Here is a 14,835-nt window from a genome sequence, read left to right on the forward strand (position 1 = left end):
ACCGCGCGATCAGGTGAACAGGCCGGACATCACCTCGACCGCGTCGCCGCCCGCCCGCGCGTAGACCTCCTCGAAGCGGAACACCAGCCCCTCCCGCAGGCCCCACGGGCAGATCTCCAGCTCCTCGACGCCGATCGCGGCGAGCACCAGGTCCGCGACGATCGCCCCGGCCAGGATGCGCCGCGCCCGGTGGCGCGACACGCCGGGCAGCGCCGCGCGCTCGGCCTGGTCGAGCACGGCCAGCCGGGGGATCCACGCCGCCAGCTTGTCGCGGCGCAGCCGGTCGGGGTGGCGCACCAACCGGCCCGGGGCGCTCTCGGTGAGCACCGCCAGCTGCCGCAGCACCTTGGACAGCGCGACGGTGTGCTCGGCGCCGGTGAAGGTCCGCAGCCGCCGGTCCAGCGTCCCGCGCAGCTCGTCGACGAGCCGCCGCACCTGCTCCGGGCGCGGCGGGTCGTCCGGGAGGAACTGCCTGGTCAGCCGGGCGGCGCCGAACGGCAGCGTGACGACCTCGGCGGGCTCGGCACCGATGCCCGCGGCCACGTCCGCCGTGCCCCCGCCGATGTCCACAGTGGTCAGTTCGGTGCCGTCGCGGCCGTGCCAGCGGCGGGCCGCGTGGTAGGTCACGGCGGCCTCGTCGCGCGGGCTGAGCGCGCCGATGCGCACCCCGGCGGCGGCGCTGAGCCGCTCGCGCAGGTCGGCGCCGTTGGTCGCGTCGCGCACCGCGGAGGTGCCGAACGCGATCAGCACGTCCGGTTCGCGGTCCGCGGCGGCGGACACGCAGTGGCGCACCGCCCGGACGGCGTGCTCGACACCGAGCTCGGTGACGGTTCCGTCGGCCCGGGTGTGTTCGGCGAGGCGGGTGCGGGCCTTGACGCTCCAGTCCGCGCGCGGCATCCGCGACCGGTCCAGGTCGACGATCTCCAGGCGCGCCGCGGTGGATCCGATGTCCAGCAACCCCAGCCTCATGCCACCACCCCCGCCGATCGGAATGGGGTGGGCTCGCACATGGTCTCCATTGTCGACGTCGCAGCGCGCGGTTCCCGCGTCGCGAACCGTTTTCGTTGAGATGTCCGTCACAACCGCGCGCGACTTCGACCGCGCCGTACTCGGCGGTAACCTCTGTCCCGACCGGCGGCGCGGCCGGACCGGCGGCGCCCCCGCTGCTACCGGAGAGGACGAGCATGCGCATCGGGATGCCGCTGAACTACAGCGGAGGCTTCAAGGAGACGATCGACGAGCTGGCCGCCCACGAGAAGGCGGGCCTGGACATCGTGTTCGTCCCGGAGGCGTACTCCTTCGACGCGGTCAGCCAGATGGGCTTCATCGCGGCGCGCACCGAACGCCTGGAGATCGCCTCCGGCATCCTGCAGATCTACACGCGCACCCCGACGCTGACCGCGATGACGGCGGCGGGCATGGACTACGTCTCCGACGGCCGCTTCACGCTCGGCATCGGCGCCTCCGGACCGCAGGTCATCGAGGGCTTCCACGGCGTGCCCTACCACGCTCCGCTGGGCCGCACCCGGGAGATCGTGGAGATCTGCCGCCAGGTGTGGCGGCGCGAGCGGGTCGTGCACTCCGGCAAGCACTACGAGATCCCGCTGCCCGCCGAGCGGGGCACCGGGCTGGGCAAACCGCTCAAGCTGATCAACCACCCGGTGCGCGAGCGCATCCCGATCATGATCGCCGCGATCGGCCCGAAGAACGTCGCCATGGCCGCCGAGATCGCCGAGGCGTGGGAGCCGATCTTCTACCTGCCGGAACGGGCCGGTGAGGTGTGGGGCGAACCGCTGGCCGAGGGCCGCGCCCGGCGCGACGCCTCGCTGCCCGAGCTGGACGTGGTCGCCCAGGCCCCGCTGGCGATCGGCGAGGACCTCGACGAGCTGCACGACCTGATGCGGCCGGTGCTCGCGCTCTACATCGGCGGGATGGGCGCCAAGGGGAAGAACTTCTACAACAACCTGGCCCGCCGCTACGGCTACGAGGCGGCCGCCGAGACGATCCAGGACCTCTACCTGGACGGCAAGAAGGACGAGGCGGCTGCGGCGGTCCCGCGCGAGCTGCTGGAGAAGACCTCGTTGATCGGCCCGGAGGGCCACGTCCGGGAACGCCTCGCGGCGCTGAAGGAGTCCGGGGTGACCACGCTCAACGTCACCCCGCTGGCCGGTGACGCCGAGCAGCGGACCCGGCTCATCGAGCAGGTCAAACGACTGGCGTCCGAGGTCTGAGAGGAGCGGCGGATGGTGGCAGTGCGGGCGGCGGTGCTGCGGGAGACGGGCGGACCGCTGCGGGTGGAGGAGATCGACCTGCCCGAGCCGGGACCCGGCCAGGTCCGGGTCCGGCTCGCGGCGACCGGGGTGTGCCACTCGGACCTGTCCCTGGCGACGGGCGTGCTGGCGCACCCGGTGCCCGCCGTGCTCGGCCACGAGGGCGCGGGCCGCGTGGTGTCGGTCGGCCCCGAGGTCATCGGTCTGCGGCCGGGGGATCCGGTGGTGCTCAACTGGACGCCGCCGTGCCGGGACTGCTGGTTCTGCGACCACGGCCAGCCGTACCTGTGCCCGCGGGGCAGCCAGGCGATGTCGGAGCCGTACGGTCGGCTGCCCGACGGCTCGGCGGTCCACCCGGGGCTCGGCGTCGCCGCGTTCGCCACCGAGACGCTGGTCGGCGCGAACGCCTGCGTGCGGCTGCCCGACGACGTCCCGCTGGACCACGCGGCGCTGATGGGCTGCGCCCTGCTGACCGGCGCGGGCGCGGTGTTCAACGCGGCGCGGGTGCGGCCCGGCGAGAGCGTGGCGGTGTTCGGGCTCGGCGGGATCGGCCTGTGCGCGGTGCAGGCCGCGCGGATCGCCGGAGCGGACCGGATCATCGCCGTGGACCCGGCCACCGAGAAGGCGGACCTGGCGTGGCGGCTCGGCGCCACCGAGGTCCTGGAACCGTCCGAGGACCTGACCAAGCGGATCCGCAGGCTCACCGAGGGCCGGGGCGCCGACCACGCCGTGGAATGCGTGGGCCGGGCCGACACGATCCGCGCCGCCTGGTCGGCGACCCGCCGCGGCGGGCAGACCACCGTGGTCGGTCTGGGCTCGGCGTCCGACCAGGTCACCTTCAACGCCATGGAGGTCGCCTACTTCGCCCGCACGCTGCGGGGCTGCATGTACGGCAGCAGCGACCCGGACGTGGACATCCCGGCGCTGGTGGAGCACTACCGCGCGGGTCGCCTGGACCTCGACGCGCTGGTCTCGGAACGCATCGGGCTGGCCGACGTGGGCGAGGCGTTCGAGCGGATGCGCGCCGGGCACGGAGCCCGCCGGCTGGTGGTCTTCGACTCCGACGGCGGTGCCCGGCTGTGAACCCGCTCCCGGGAGGTCCCGGCGAGCGGCGGGAGCCGCTCTTGCGCCAACCGGGGCGGGCGCTCAGCCGTTGATCACGCGCACCGGTGATCCTCGCAGGTAGGAGGCGATGTTCTCGACCGTGTCGGCGTAGAAGGTGCGGTAGGTGCCTTCGGTGACGTAGCCGATGTGCGGGGTGAGGACGGTGCGCGGCGTGGTGCGCCACGGGTCGTCGGCGGGCAGCGGCTCGCGCCCGTAGACGTCGATGCCCGCACCGGCGATCCGCCCCTCGCGCAGCGCGGCCCGCAGTGCCGCCTCGTCGACGACCGGCCCGCGCGAGGTGTTGACCAGGTACGCGGTGGGCCGCATCAGCGCCAGCTCTTCGGCGCCGACCAGGCCCCGCGTGCGGTCGCTGAGCACGGTGTGGATCGTCAGCACGTCGGAGGCGCGGAACAGCTCGTCCTTGTCGACCCGCCGGGCGCCGACCTGCTCGGCGGCCTCGTCGGTGAGGTTCTGGCTCCAGGCGATGACGTCCATCGCGAACGCGCGGCCGACGGTGGCGACCTGCCTGCCGAGCCGTCCGAGGCCGAGCACGCCGAGCGTGCGCCCGGCCACCTCGACGCCGACGGTGTGCTGCCAGCCGCCCTCGCGGATCGCCCGGTCCTCGGCCGGGATCCGGCGCGCCAGCGAGAGGATGAGTCCCCAGGTCAGCTCGGCGGTGGCCGCCCACGAGCGTTCCGGGTCGCCGCCGCTGCCCGTGCCCGACACCACGACGCCGAGCTCGCGGGCCGCGTCCAGGTCGATCGAGGCGTTGCGCATCCCGGTGGTGACGAGCAACCCGAGGTTCGGCAGCGCCTCCAGCACCTCCCGCGGGAACGGCGTGCGCTCGCGCATCGCCGCGATCACCTGGAACGGTTGCAGCCGCCGCACCAGCTCGTCCCGGTCGTCGATGTGCTCGCGGAACACCTCCACCTCGGCGTCCAACGACGACCAGTCGGCGTGGTCCAGCGCGACGCCCTGGTAGTCGTCGAGCACCGCGATCCGAACAGCCATGCCCACCTCCTCGACGCATCTGCACGGCCGATCGTAGAGCGCTCGGGCGGGCCCACCGCGGCGGCGTGGACAACCGGTCCGACCGATGGATCGCGGTCGGCGGGCTGCTCGGGGGAAACTGGCGGGGTGACTGGATCGTTGCTGCACCTGCTTCCGCTGAGCGCCTTCCAAGCCGACCGGGACGCGCCGATCCGTTCGGCCACATTGGACGAGGACGGCTTCGTGCACTGCTCCCCGGACGTGCGCACCACGCTGGCGGTGGCCAACGCGCTGTACCGGGAGGTCGCCGAGCCGATGGTCGCGCTGGAACTGGATCCGGACCGGCTGTCCGCGCCGGTGCGCTGGGAACCGCCGAACCCCGCCCCGCCGCCGGGCGTCCCGGCCGAGACGCTGTTCCCGCACGTGTACGGCCCGCTGGAGCGCTCCGCGGTGATCGGGGTGCGCTACGCGCGGCGCGACCTGGTGGGCACGTTCCTGGCGCTGGAGACGCGCAGCCGCACGGCCGAGGAGTACGACCTGGTGCCGCACCCGGAGGGCGGCTGGTACCGGCGGACGTGGACGAGTTCGTTCGAGGTGGCCCATCCAAACGGAACTCGCCCGAGCGCGACGGCGATCTACTTCCTGCTCCCGCCGGGGCAGACTTCCCAGTGGCACACCGTGGCCTCCGACGAGCTGTGGCTGTGGCACCGGGGTGGCCCGCTGACCCTGTCGCTCGGCGGGGACGGCGACAAGCCGCAGGAGGAACCGGAGAAGCTGGTGCTGGGCGCCGGCGCCGGACAGCTCCCGCAGACCGTGGTGCCCGCCGGGACCTGGCAGCGCGCGAGCGCGGCGGCGACGGTGGAGACGCTGGTCAGCTGCGTGGTCTCGCCGGGGTTCGACTTCGCCGACTTCCAGGTGCTGTGAACCGGCGCGGCCGCCGCATCGCCCCGGGCCCGGACGCACGCCCCGGGCGCCCGCCGAACAGCAGCGCGGTGAGGGCCGGCCACCACAGCGCGGGAGTCGACCGGTGGCGCGGACGACCGGTGCCGAGCATGCGTCGCTCCACCCAGCACATCCCGACCAGTGACAGCAGGATCGTCCCGAACCCAGCGGTCGCCGACAGCGCGAACCCGGGCAGCGAATTGATCACCGGCACCACCCCCCACGGCGCGGCGGGGTGCACGTTCCCCCGGCCCGGGCCGGTGGCACCAACACCGACCCTCGTGCGGTCTTTCCGCAGTTCACCGTAGGTCCGGACGACCAAGGTCGCTGGATGCGGGCACTCTTTTCGCCCGAACAGGTGATGCGGGTGGCGGGTGCCACCCGGGCGGTCTCGATCGGGCATTTCGCGCGCTCCGGGCGATACCATCGGGCTTCGGCGCTGTTCGCTCGTTGGTGTGAGGCCGGTCATCCCGGGCAACCCGTCGCCGGGCCGTCGGCGTACCACGCCGGAGTCGCGCTGCCGCGGGTCGAGTTCAGGGGAGGTACCGGGTCGTGAGGGGTTACACCGTCCACCTGCTGTTCCACCTGCTGGCGATGGTCGCCGGAGCCGGTTGCGGCGTGGCGGCCGGGCTGTGGTGGTTCGACCACGTCCCGTGGGGGGTGTGGGCGGCCGCGGGCGCGCTCGCGATCGGCATCGTCGTGCTGGTGCTGCAGGGCCTGTACATCTCGGCCAGCCAGCCGCCCCCGCGGCGACCGGTGCACGGGGCGTCCCGCGCGGACCTGCCGGCTCCCCCGCGCCGCGGCGGAACCCGGCCCGACCTGCCGTCGGCGACCCTCGTGCAGAAACCCGCGCGCCGCACCTCCGTCGACCAGGAGACCCGGACCGCCGCGGCCGACGCCCTCGACGAGGAGCCGACCGCGCACCCGCCGTCCCGCCAGCCGCGCTGATCGGCCGGGTGGGGGATTCGTCCGCTCGTGCGTGGTCGGGCGGGGTGGACGTGTGCTCGAATCGGTCCGTTCCCGATCGATCTGGGCGGCGGACGAGGCGCTGCCGGAGGGGACGGGCGAGGTGTCCCGTGGGCGGTTCTCCCGGCGCGTGCTGTGGCGCGCCACCGCGCTGACCGCCGCCGTGCTCGCCTTCCACCGCACCGCACCGGCGACCGCCGCGGGACCCGCCGAGCTGCGGGAGCCGTTGCTGCGCGACTGGTTGTTCGCACCGCTGGACGGCGCGCGGCCCGGCGCCGTCGCGGACCGCGATATGTCCACAGTGGACCTGCCGCACACCGCGACCGGGTTGTCCTGGCGGCGCTGGGATCCGGCGAGCTGGCAGCGGCGTTGGCTGTACCGCAAGCACTTCCCCGCCCGGGTCGATCCGGGACTGCGCTACTTCCTGCACTTCGACGCGGCGTTGACGGACGCGGCTCCGGTGCTCAACGGCACGCCGCTGCCCGCGCACGCGGGCGGCTACCTGCCGTTCCGCCCCGAGGTCACCGGGCTGCTGGCCGGGCACAACACGCTCGACGTCGTCGTCGACGGCTCGTTCGACCCGGGCGTGCCGCCGAACCGCGACGGCGCCCCGGAGTCGGTCGACTTCTGGCAGCCCGCCGGGCTGTACCGGGAGGTGCACCTGGTCGGGGTGCCCGCCGCCCACGTCGCCGACGTGTTCGCCAAGCCGGTCGGGGTGCTCGACGACGCGTCCCGGCGGTTGGAGGTCCGCTGCGAGCTGGACCTGGCCGAGGACGCGGTCGGTCTGCGGGTGGACGCCGAACTGCGGCGCGCCGGGACCACCCTGGCCGCGGCGTCGACGGGTCTCCCCGCGCTGCCGCCGGGACGCCACCCGGTGGCGCTGCGGCTGCCCGGGCCGCGGGACGTCGCGCTGTGGGGGATCGAGACCCCCGAGCTGTACGACGTCGTGGTCACCCTCTCCCAACACGGGCGAGCGCTGCACGACCACCGGGTGCGCACCGGCTTCCGGGAGGCGCGGTTCACCCGCTCCGGGTTCTTCCTCAACGGCGAGCGGGTGCAGCTGTTCGGGCTCAACCGCCACCAGTTCTTCCCGTTCGCGGGCGCCGCGATGCCCGCGCGGGTGCAGCGCCGGGACGCGCAGATCCTGCGGGAGGAGCTGAACTGCAACGCGGTCCGCTGCTCGCACTACCCCCAGCACGAGGCGTTCCTCGACGCCTGCGACGAACTCGGCCTGCTGGTGTGGGAGGAACCGCCGGGCTGGCAGCACCTCGGCGACGCCGGCTGGCTCGACCGCGCCTACCGGGACGTGCACGACATGATCGTGCGCGACCGCAACCACCCGTGCGTGGTGCTGTGGGCCGCCCGGCTCAACGAGACCCCCGGTGCCCCCGAGTTCTACGCCCGCACGCAACGCCTGGCCGAGGCGCTGGACGACTCCCGCCAGACGACCGGGGCCGTGCACCCCGGTGACCACGACACCACCGACTTCCAGCAGGACGTGTTCGGCTACGACGACTACACGGCGGGCACCGGGCCGGACGGCCGGCCGCGCCCCGAGCTGTTGCCACCGCGCACCGACCGGCCCTACCTGGTCAGCGAGGCGGTCGGGACGCTGTCCGGCCCGGCCCGGTACTACCGGCGCACCGATCCGCAGCCGGTGCAGCAGGGGCAGGCGCTCGCGCACGCCCGCGCGCACGACCTGGCGCGCTCCGACGAGCGGTACGCGGGCCTGCTCGGGTGGGCCGGGTTCGACTACCCCTCCGGCCAGGGGAACTCCGCCGACGGCATCAAGTGGCCCGGGGTCGTGGACCTCTTCCGGGTGGCCAAACCGGGAGCGGCGGTGTACCGGGCGCAGGTCGACCCCCGGCGGCGACCGGTGCTGGAACCGGCGTTCTGCTGGGTCCTGGACGGGCCGAGCCCGGTCGGCGACCTCGGGGACCGCGCGGCCATCTTCTCGAACGCCGACCGCCTGGAGCTGCACGTCGACGGACGGCACCTCGCCGCGCTGCGCCCGGACCGCGCGGAGTTCCCGCGCCTGCCGCACCCGCCGTTCTTCGCGGATCTGTCCACTGTCGACGGTGTGGAGCTGCGCATCGACGGTTACCTCGGCGACCGGCTGGTGATCAGTCGCCGGTTCTGCGCCGACCGCTCCCGGGACCGCCTAGCGCTGGCCCTGGACGACGCGGAACTGTCCGGTGTGGACGCCACGCGCGCCGAGATCCGGGCGGTGGACCGCTTCGGCAACACGCGTCCGCACGTCACCGGCGACGTCGCGCTGGAGGTGGCCGGACCGGCGGTCCTGGTCGGCGACAACCCGTTCCCGCTCGCCGACACCGGCGGCGCCGGTGCCGTGTGGCTGCGCAGCTGCGGTGCCCCCGGCGTCGTCCGGCTGCGCGCGCGGCACGACGTCCTCGGGTCGGCCGCCGTCGAACTGCGCGTGGGCTAACGGCCCCGCCACCGGGGCGGGCGCTTCTCGGCGAACGCGCGCGGCCCCTCCTCGGCGTCCTCGGAGGCCAGCATCGCCCGGTACCTCGGCAGCTCGCCGCCGCGCAGCAGCCGGTAGCCCGACTCGACGTCGAGCGCCGCCGTGCGCCGGGTGATCTCCTTGACCGCCGCGACCGCCAGCGGCGCCGCCGCGCAGATCCGCGCGGCCAGCTCGGCGGCCGCGGCCGCCAGCGACGACGCCGGGACGACGCGGTTGACCAGCCCCCACTCGCGGGCTTCGGCGGCCGCCATGCGGCGGCCCGTGAGCAGCATCTCGGCCGCCACCGCCTGCGGCAGCCGCTTGGGCAGCCGCAGCACCCCGCCCGAGTCGGCGACCATGCCCAGCGTCACCTCGGTCAGGGCGAACTCGGCGTGCTCGGCCGCCACGACGAGATCAGCGGCCAGCGCCAGTTCGAAACCGCCGCCCAGCGCCAGCCCGTTGACCGCCGCGATCACCGGCTTGTCCAGCTCGAAGAACTCGGTGAGCCCGGCGAACCCGCCCGGACCGTGGTCGGCGTCGATCGCCTCGCCCGACGCGGCGGCCTTGAGGTCCCAGCCGGCCGAGAAGAACCGCTCGCCCGCGCCGGTGAGCACCGCGACGCGCAACGAGTCGTCCCGGTTCAGCCGGTCGAACGCCGCGTGCAGGGCGTGGCTGGTGGCCAGGTCGATCGCGTTGGCCTTCGGCCGGTCCAGGGTGATCGTCAGCACCCCGCCGTCGACGTCGAGCCGCACCGGGTCACTCATCCGCACTCCTCGTCTCTCGCACCAGCACATCCGCGGCGACCGCACCGCGCGGCAGCGCCAGCAGGGGGTTCACGTCCAGTTCGACCAGCCGGTCGTGGTCGCGGGCGTAGTCGGCGATCGCGGCGATGGCCGCCACCACCGCGTCCACATCGGCCGATCGACCGCGGAAACCGGCCAGCAGCGGCCAGATCCGCAGTTCCGCGAGCGCGGCGCGGATCTGCGCGCGCTGCACCGGCAGCAACAGGGTCACCGCGTCGCGCACCAGCTCGACCAGCACCCCACCGGCGCCGATGGTCAGCGCCAGGCCGAACCGGGGGTCCCGGCGCACGCCGACGATGAGTTCGGCGACCGCGCCGTCGACCATCCGCTCGACCAGGAAGCGCTCGGACAGCCCGGACATCCCCGCGACGGCGTCCCGCACCTGCCGTTCGTCGACGAGCCCGACGCGCACGCCGCCGACGTCGCTCTTGTGCGCCAGATCAGCCGAATGCGCTTTCACGACAACGGGAAAACCGATCCGGGCCGCCGTCCCGGGAGCCCGGGACGCGGGGACCACGGCGCCTTCGGGAACCGACAGCCCGTACGCGGCCAGCGCGCGTTTGCCCGCGTGCTCGTCGAGCTGGTGGTGCTCCCCACGCGGGACGGCCGGGACCTCCGGCGGTGCCGCGGAATCCACCGCCCGCTGCGCCGCGCCGATGCGCGCCGACGCGGCCACGGCCGCCACGCAGTCGGCGATGCCCTGCATCGGCGCCACACCGGCCGCCAGCAGCCGTTCACCGACCGGTTCCGGAAGCCCTTCCGGCAGCGAACTGACCACGCACCCGGGTGCGCCCACCGCGGAGTGCGCGGCGAGGAAAGCGTCCACAGTGGTCGTCCACGGACCGTCGGTGCAGCGGTCCTCGCGCGGGAGGTCGACCAGCAGCAGGTGGCAGTCCGAACCGGCGCGCAGGAACTCCGTGAAGCACGCCGTCTGCGCGTCCCGGTCGCCCCAGATGTAGGTGTGGTAGTCGAGCGGGTTGGTCACCGACACCCGGTCGCCCAGCAGCGCGCGCAGCCGGCGCCCGGTGTCCTCGGGGAACTCCGGCAGTTCCAGGCCGTCGCGTTCGGCCAGATCGGCGACCAGGGCGGCCTCCCCACCGGAGCAGCTCGCGGAGCTGATCCGCCATCCCGCCACCGCGCCGTGCACGTGCAGGAACTTCAGCGTCTCCACGAACGTGCCGAGGTGGTCCACGCGGGCCATGCCCAGCCTGCGGAACAACGCGTCGCACAGCACGTCCGACCCGGCGAGCGAGCTGGTGTGGCTGAGGTTGGCCCGTGCGCCCAGCTCGGACGTCCCCGACTTCAGCACCACCACCGGGACGCGTCGGCGCAGCGCCAGCAGCGCTGCCCGCGACAGCCCGGGGACGTCGTCGATGCCCTCCAGGTGCAGCCCGATCGCGGTGATGCGCGGGTCGTCGAGCATCGCCTCGACCAGGTCGGCCACCCCGGTCACCGCGCCGTTGCCGAGCGTGACGAGCTGCGCCAAGGGCAGCGACCGGCGCTGCATGGTCAGGTTCTGCCCGATGTTGCCGCTCTGGGTGATGACCGCGACGCCGCGCTCGACCCGCCGTCCGCCGTGCTGGTCGGGCCACAGCGCGGCGCCGTCGAGGTAGTTGAGCACGCCGATGCAGTTCGGCCCCACCAGTGCCATCTCGCCCGCCGCGGCCACGAGGGACTGTTGCAGCTCGGCGGCACCGTGCTCGGCGAATCCCGAGGCGTGGCAGACCACTCCGCCGGCTCCGCGCGCGGACAGCTCGGCGACGACGTCGACGGTCGCCTCCTTCGGCACCGCGACGAACGCGGCGTCCGGCGCCTCCGGCAGCTCGGCCGTGCTGCGGACGCAGGGCACGCCCTCGATGCTGTCGCGCCGCGGGTGCACCGCCCAGAGGCGGCCGGCGAACCCGATGTCGCGGCACTGCCGGACGGCCTCGGCGGCCGCGCGACCGCCGTAGACCGCGATGTGCCGCGGTGCCAACAACCGCCGCAGGTTCTCCCGGCGCGCACCGCCGGGCCCGGTCCCCGCACTGTCCGAAATGGACTCCACGCTCATCGCAGACCCCCGATGGCTCCACCCGCGCAATCCGCACCACCGGCGGCACTGCGCGACGTGCTCGACGTACGACGGATCAGGAACCCAGCGGGCGCAGCAGGGACCGCGAGATGATGTGCCGCTGGATCTCGCTGGTGCCGTCCCAGATGCGCTCGACGCGGGCGTCCCGCCAGAATCGCTCGATCGGGAGCTCGGCCATCAGGCCCATGCCGCCGAAGATCTGCACCGCCCGGTCGGTGATGCGGGCGAGCGCCTCGGAGGCGTACAGCTTCGCCATGGCCGCGTCCTGGTCGGTCATGCCGCCCGCGTCCAGCTTCGCCGCGGCCCGCAGGGTGAGCAGCTCGGCCGCCTCCAGCTCGGTCGCCATGTCCGCGAGCTGGAACGACACGCCCTGGAACCGCCCGATGGTGCGGCCGAACTGCTCCCGCTCCGCCGCCCACGAGGTGGCCATCTCCAGCACCCGCCGGGCGCGTCCGACGCTGGTGGCCGCGACGCTCAGGCGGCTCGCGCCGAGCCACTCGCCCATCAGCTCGAATCCCCGCCCCTCCGCGCCGAGCCGCTGCGCGACCGGGATGCGGCAGTCGGAGAACGCCAACTCGCACTGGTGGTAGCCGCGGTGCGAGACGCAACCGGACCCGCGCGTCACCACCAGCCCGGGCGTGTCGAGGTCCACCAGGAACGCGGTGATCAGGTTGCGCGGACCGCGGTCGGTGTCCTCGGTGCCGGTCGCGGCGAACAGCACGACGAAATCGGCCATGTCGGCGTGGCTGATGAAGTGCTTCGTGCCGTTGAGCACGTACTCGTCGCCGTCGCGGACCGCTCGGGTGGTCATCGACCGGACGTCCGAGCCCGCGCCCGGCTCGGTCATCGCCAGGCAGTCGTGCCGCTCACCGCGGATCGCGGGCAGCAGGTACCGCTCGCGCTGCTCGCCCTCGCACGCCTGCAGGATGTTGCTGGGCCGGGCCACCAGCATCTGCAGCGCGTAGCTGGTGCGGCCGAGCTCGCGTTCGACGAGCGTCATGCTGGTCGCGTCGAGCCCGCCGCCGCCGAGTTCGGCGGGCATGTTGGCCGCGTACAGCCCGGCTTCCAGGGCCCTGCCGCGGATCTTCTCGACCAGCTCGGCGGGGACGTCGTCCAGGCGTTCCACCTCGTCCTCGTGCGGCTGGAGTTCGGTGGCCACGAACCGGCGGACGGTGTCGACGATCATCCGCTGCTCGTCGGTGAGCTCGAAGTCCACGGTGTGCTCCTCAGCGTCGGATGCCCATCGGTCGCCCGACCGAGTCGGGAACCGGGAGGGCCTGGTGGGCTCGGTGGATGGCGGCCAGGCGGTGCCGCAGGTGCTCCGGGAGCGGGCAGGAGCGCCCCTCGGCGGTGTCGACGTGCACGAGCATCTGCTCGGCCGTGGCGAGCAGGTCACCGGTTCCGCCGTGGTGCATCTCGTGGAAGACGTGCACCCGCTTGGCGTCGTGGTCGAGGACCCGCAGCGACAGCGACAGCGGCTCCGCCTCCGCGACCTCGCGCCGGTTGTGGATGTGACTCTCCACTGTGTACAGCGAGCGCCCGCTTTCCCGGTACTGCTCGTCGATTCCGAGGTAGCGGAAGAACGCGTCGGAGTTGTCGCCGAACACCAGCAGGTAGCACGACTCGCTCATGTGCCCGTTGTAGTCGACCCACCGCGGGCTCACGGTCGTCTCGTGCAGCCGCAACGGCGCCGGGATCTCCGCGGTGTCGTCCCACGGCCGGTGCCCGCTGCCCTCGTAGGGGGTTACCACTCGATCCATAACGTCTCACAATGTGCGTCGCCTGTTCGTAATGTGCGACGCTAGAGGACGGCTCGCCGAGGGGTCAAGACGTCTCGCCCGGAGGAGCCACCGGGCGGGGCGGAGCCGGACGAGAGGGTGGCGTCCGGGAGGTGGCCGGACGTCCCACTAGGGTGGGGTCATGTCCGTGGAAGCCGCCCGTACGTCTGGTGAGCAGGAGCAATCCCGGCCCGGCCGGGTGCAGTCCCTGGACCGCGCGGTCGCGCTGCTCAACGCGGTGTCCGCGAGCGCGCCGGAAGGCCGGTCGGCGGCCGAACTCGCTGTCGAGTGCGGTCTGAACCGGGCGACGGCGTGGCGCCTGCTGGCGACCCTGGAGCACCACGCACTGGTGGAGCGCGATCCGGTCACCAACCGCTATTCGATCGGTTTCGCGATCAGCCGGATGGCCGCCACCGCCGGGGTCGACGGGCTGGTCCGCCGCGCCCACGACGTCCTGGAACGCCTCAGCCGCGAAACCGGCGAGACCGCGAACCTGGCCGTGGCGCAACGGCTCGGACTGACCTATGTGGACGAAGTGGCTCCGCCCGTGGTGCTCAGCGCGCGCTGGCTCGGTCGCCACGTGCCCATCCACGCCACCTCGGCGGGCAAGGCGTTCCTCGCCTGGCTGCCCGAGCAGGAGGTCGAGTCGATGCTGAACTCGCCGCTGGCGGAGTTCACCGAGACGACCCGCACCGACCGCGACGCGCTGCGCCGCGAGCTCGCCGACATCCGCGGCCAGGGTTACAGCGTCAGCGTCGGCGAGCTGGAATCGCACGTCTACGGCGTGGCCGCTCCGGTGCTCGACGCCCGCCGGCGCCCGGTCGCGATCGTCAGCATCTGGGGCCCGGAGGACCGCGTCCCCGAGTCGCGCTTCCCCGAGCTCGGGGCGCTCGCGCGCGCCGCGGCCGAGGAGATCGCCGCCGCGACGGCGTGAGCCGCCCGGTCAGCGCAGCGGCAGCAGCACGCCGCGCTCGGACTCCGGGCGCGGACCGAAGATCCGGCGGTCCGCTTCGCCGATCGGCACGTCGTTGATGCTCGCCTCGCGGCGGCGCATCAGCCCGTCCTCGGCGAACTCCCACATCTCGTTGCCGTAGCTGCGCCACCACTGCCCCGCGGCGTCGCGGGACTCGTACTGGAAGCGGACCGCGATGCGGTCGCCGTGGAACGCCCACAGCTCCTTGCGCAGCGCGTAGTCGAGCTCGCGCGCCCACTTGCGCCGCAGGAAGGCCACGATCTCGTCGCGGCCGGTCAGGAACAGATCGCGGTTGCGCCACACCGAGTCCTCGGTGTACGCGAGCGCGACGCGCTCGGGGTCGCGGGTGTTCCAGGCGTCTTCGGCGGCCTGCACCTTCCGGGCGGCCGCGGTCGCGTCGAACGGCGGGAGCGGCGGACGGGACATGGGGACACCCCTTGCTGGAGAACGGTCGTTCTCCCCTCGGCCCGCTAG

At 73.7% G+C, this 14,835-nt stretch carries 13 protein-coding genes; 6 read left to right on the forward strand and 7 right to left on the reverse strand.

All coding sequences use genetic code 11. The annotated features are described in order from the left end of the window. Positions 1-9 precede the first annotated feature (9 nt). A complete protein-coding gene (locus NV263_RS23005; RefSeq protein WP_263248690.1) occupies positions 10-969 on the reverse strand; it encodes a Ppx/GppA phosphatase family protein in 960 nt (319 codons plus the stop codon). Positions 970-1,184: 215 nt separating this feature from the next. Between NV263_RS23005 and NV263_RS23010 the strand changes: the two genes are divergently transcribed. Beyond that, the gene (locus NV263_RS23010) at positions 1,185-2,231 is read left to right on the forward strand and encodes an LLM class F420-dependent oxidoreductase (RefSeq protein ID WP_263248691.1); all 1,047 of its coding nucleotides are present in this window, start codon (positions 1,185-1,187) and stop codon (positions 2,229-2,231) included. 12 nt (positions 2,232-2,243) lie between these two features. Continuing rightward, positions 2,244-3,353: a Zn-dependent alcohol dehydrogenase gene (locus NV263_RS23015; RefSeq protein ID WP_263248692.1), complete on the forward strand. Its 1,110-nt coding sequence runs from the start codon at positions 2,244-2,246 to the stop codon at positions 3,351-3,353. 63 nt (positions 3,354-3,416) lie between these two features. Here NV263_RS23015 and NV263_RS23020 read toward each other — a convergent pair whose 3' ends face one another. Then, positions 3,417-4,385 carry a D-2-hydroxyacid dehydrogenase family protein gene (locus tag NV263_RS23020; protein ID WP_263248693.1) on the reverse strand — a complete coding sequence of 323 codons (969 nt, stop codon included), beginning with the start codon at positions 4,383-4,385 and terminating at the stop codon, positions 3,417-3,419. A 126-nt stretch (positions 4,386-4,511) separates the two neighbouring features. On the opposite strand from NV263_RS23020, the gene NV263_RS23025 reads away from it, so the two are divergent. The 3 genes from NV263_RS23025 (at position 4,512) to NV263_RS23035 (ending at position 8,718) form a co-directional block, all read left to right on the forward strand. Further along, a complete protein-coding gene (locus NV263_RS23025; RefSeq protein ID WP_263248694.1) occupies positions 4,512-5,288 on the forward strand; it encodes a cupin domain-containing protein in 777 nt (258 codons plus the stop codon). A 570-nt stretch (positions 5,289-5,858) separates the two neighbouring features. Further along, positions 5,859-6,254, forward strand: a complete 396-nt coding sequence (locus NV263_RS23030; protein WP_263248695.1) for a hypothetical protein — start codon at positions 5,859-5,861, stop codon at positions 6,252-6,254. Between the two features lie 52 nt (positions 6,255-6,306). Then, positions 6,307-8,718: a glycoside hydrolase family 2 protein gene (locus NV263_RS23035; protein ID WP_263248696.1), complete on the forward strand. Its 2,412-nt coding sequence runs from the start codon at positions 6,307-6,309 to the stop codon at positions 8,716-8,718. Here the strand turns inward: NV263_RS23035 and NV263_RS23040 are convergent. From NV263_RS23040 to NV263_RS23055, 4 genes are all read right to left on the reverse strand, one after another. Then, positions 8,715-9,500 carry an enoyl-CoA hydratase-related protein gene (locus NV263_RS23040; protein WP_263248697.1) on the reverse strand — a complete coding sequence of 262 codons (786 nt, stop codon included), beginning with the start codon at positions 9,498-9,500 and terminating at the stop codon, positions 8,715-8,717. The two genes, NV263_RS23035 and NV263_RS23040, sit on opposite strands and share 4 nt — an antisense overlap. Then, the gene (locus NV263_RS23045) at positions 9,493-11,589 is read right to left on the reverse strand and encodes an acetate--CoA ligase family protein (RefSeq protein ID WP_263248698.1); all 2,097 of its coding nucleotides are present in this window, start codon (positions 11,587-11,589) and stop codon (positions 9,493-9,495) included. The genes NV263_RS23040 and NV263_RS23045 overlap by 8 nt, the downstream gene beginning before the upstream one ends. A gap of 76 nt (positions 11,590-11,665) precedes the next feature. Next, positions 11,666-12,826, reverse strand: a complete 1,161-nt coding sequence (locus NV263_RS23050; RefSeq protein ID WP_263248699.1) for an acyl-CoA dehydrogenase family protein — start codon at positions 12,824-12,826, stop codon at positions 11,666-11,668. Positions 12,827-12,836: 10 nt separating this feature from the next. Further along, on the reverse strand, positions 12,837-13,370 hold the full coding sequence (locus NV263_RS23055) for a thioesterase family protein (protein WP_263248700.1): 534 nt from the start codon (positions 13,368-13,370) through the stop codon (positions 12,837-12,839). A gap of 160 nt (positions 13,371-13,530) precedes the next feature. Between NV263_RS23055 and NV263_RS23060 the strand changes: the two genes are divergently transcribed. Then, positions 13,531-14,322 carry an IclR family transcriptional regulator gene (locus NV263_RS23060; RefSeq protein WP_263248701.1) on the forward strand — a complete coding sequence of 264 codons (792 nt, stop codon included), beginning with the start codon at positions 13,531-13,533 and terminating at the stop codon, positions 14,320-14,322. A 9-nt stretch (positions 14,323-14,331) separates the two neighbouring features. On the opposite strand, the gene NV263_RS23065 is transcribed toward NV263_RS23060, so the two are convergent. Further along, positions 14,332-14,787, reverse strand: coding sequence for a nuclear transport factor 2 family protein (locus NV263_RS23065; protein ID WP_263248702.1), 456 nt, complete (start codon positions 14,785-14,787; stop codon positions 14,332-14,334). Positions 14,788-14,835: the final 48 nt, after the last annotated feature.

The organism is Saccharopolyspora rosea (assembly GCF_025643595.1).
Taxonomy (GTDB): domain Bacteria; phylum Actinomycetota; class Actinomycetes; order Mycobacteriales; family Pseudonocardiaceae; genus Saccharopolyspora; species Saccharopolyspora rosea.

What these genes read in the sequence shown, in the direction of transcription:
- NV263_RS23005 (WP_263248690.1), bottom strand. Translation starts at nt 969, where the DNA reads ATGAGGCTGGGGTTGCTGGACATCGGATCCACCGCGGCGCGCCTGGAG.
- NV263_RS23010 (WP_263248691.1), top strand. Translation starts at nt 1,185, where the DNA reads ATGCGCATCGGGATGCCGCTGAACTACAGCGGAGGCTTCAAGGAGACG.
- NV263_RS23015 (WP_263248692.1), top strand. Translation starts at nt 2,244, where the DNA reads ATGGTGGCAGTGCGGGCGGCGGTGCTGCGGGAGACGGGCGGACCGCTG.
- NV263_RS23020 (WP_263248693.1), bottom strand. Translation starts at nt 4,385, where the DNA reads ATGGCTGTTCGGATCGCGGTGCTCGACGACTACCAGGGCGTCGCGCTG.
- NV263_RS23040 (WP_263248697.1), bottom strand. Translation starts at nt 9,500, where the DNA reads ATGAGTGACCCGGTGCGGCTCGACGTCGACGGCGGGGTGCTGACGATC.
- NV263_RS23045 (WP_263248698.1), bottom strand. Translation starts at nt 11,589, where the DNA reads ATGAGCGTGGAGTCCATTTCGGACAGTGCGGGGACCGGGCCCGGCGGT.
- NV263_RS23055 (WP_263248700.1), bottom strand. Translation starts at nt 13,370, where the DNA reads ATGGATCGAGTGGTAACCCCCTACGAGGGCAGCGGGCACCGGCCGTGG.
- NV263_RS23060 (WP_263248701.1), top strand. Translation starts at nt 13,531, where the DNA reads ATGTCCGTGGAAGCCGCCCGTACGTCTGGTGAGCAGGAGCAATCCCGG.
- NV263_RS23065 (WP_263248702.1), bottom strand. Translation starts at nt 14,787, where the DNA reads ATGTCCCGTCCGCCGCTCCCGCCGTTCGACGCGACCGCGGCCGCCCGG.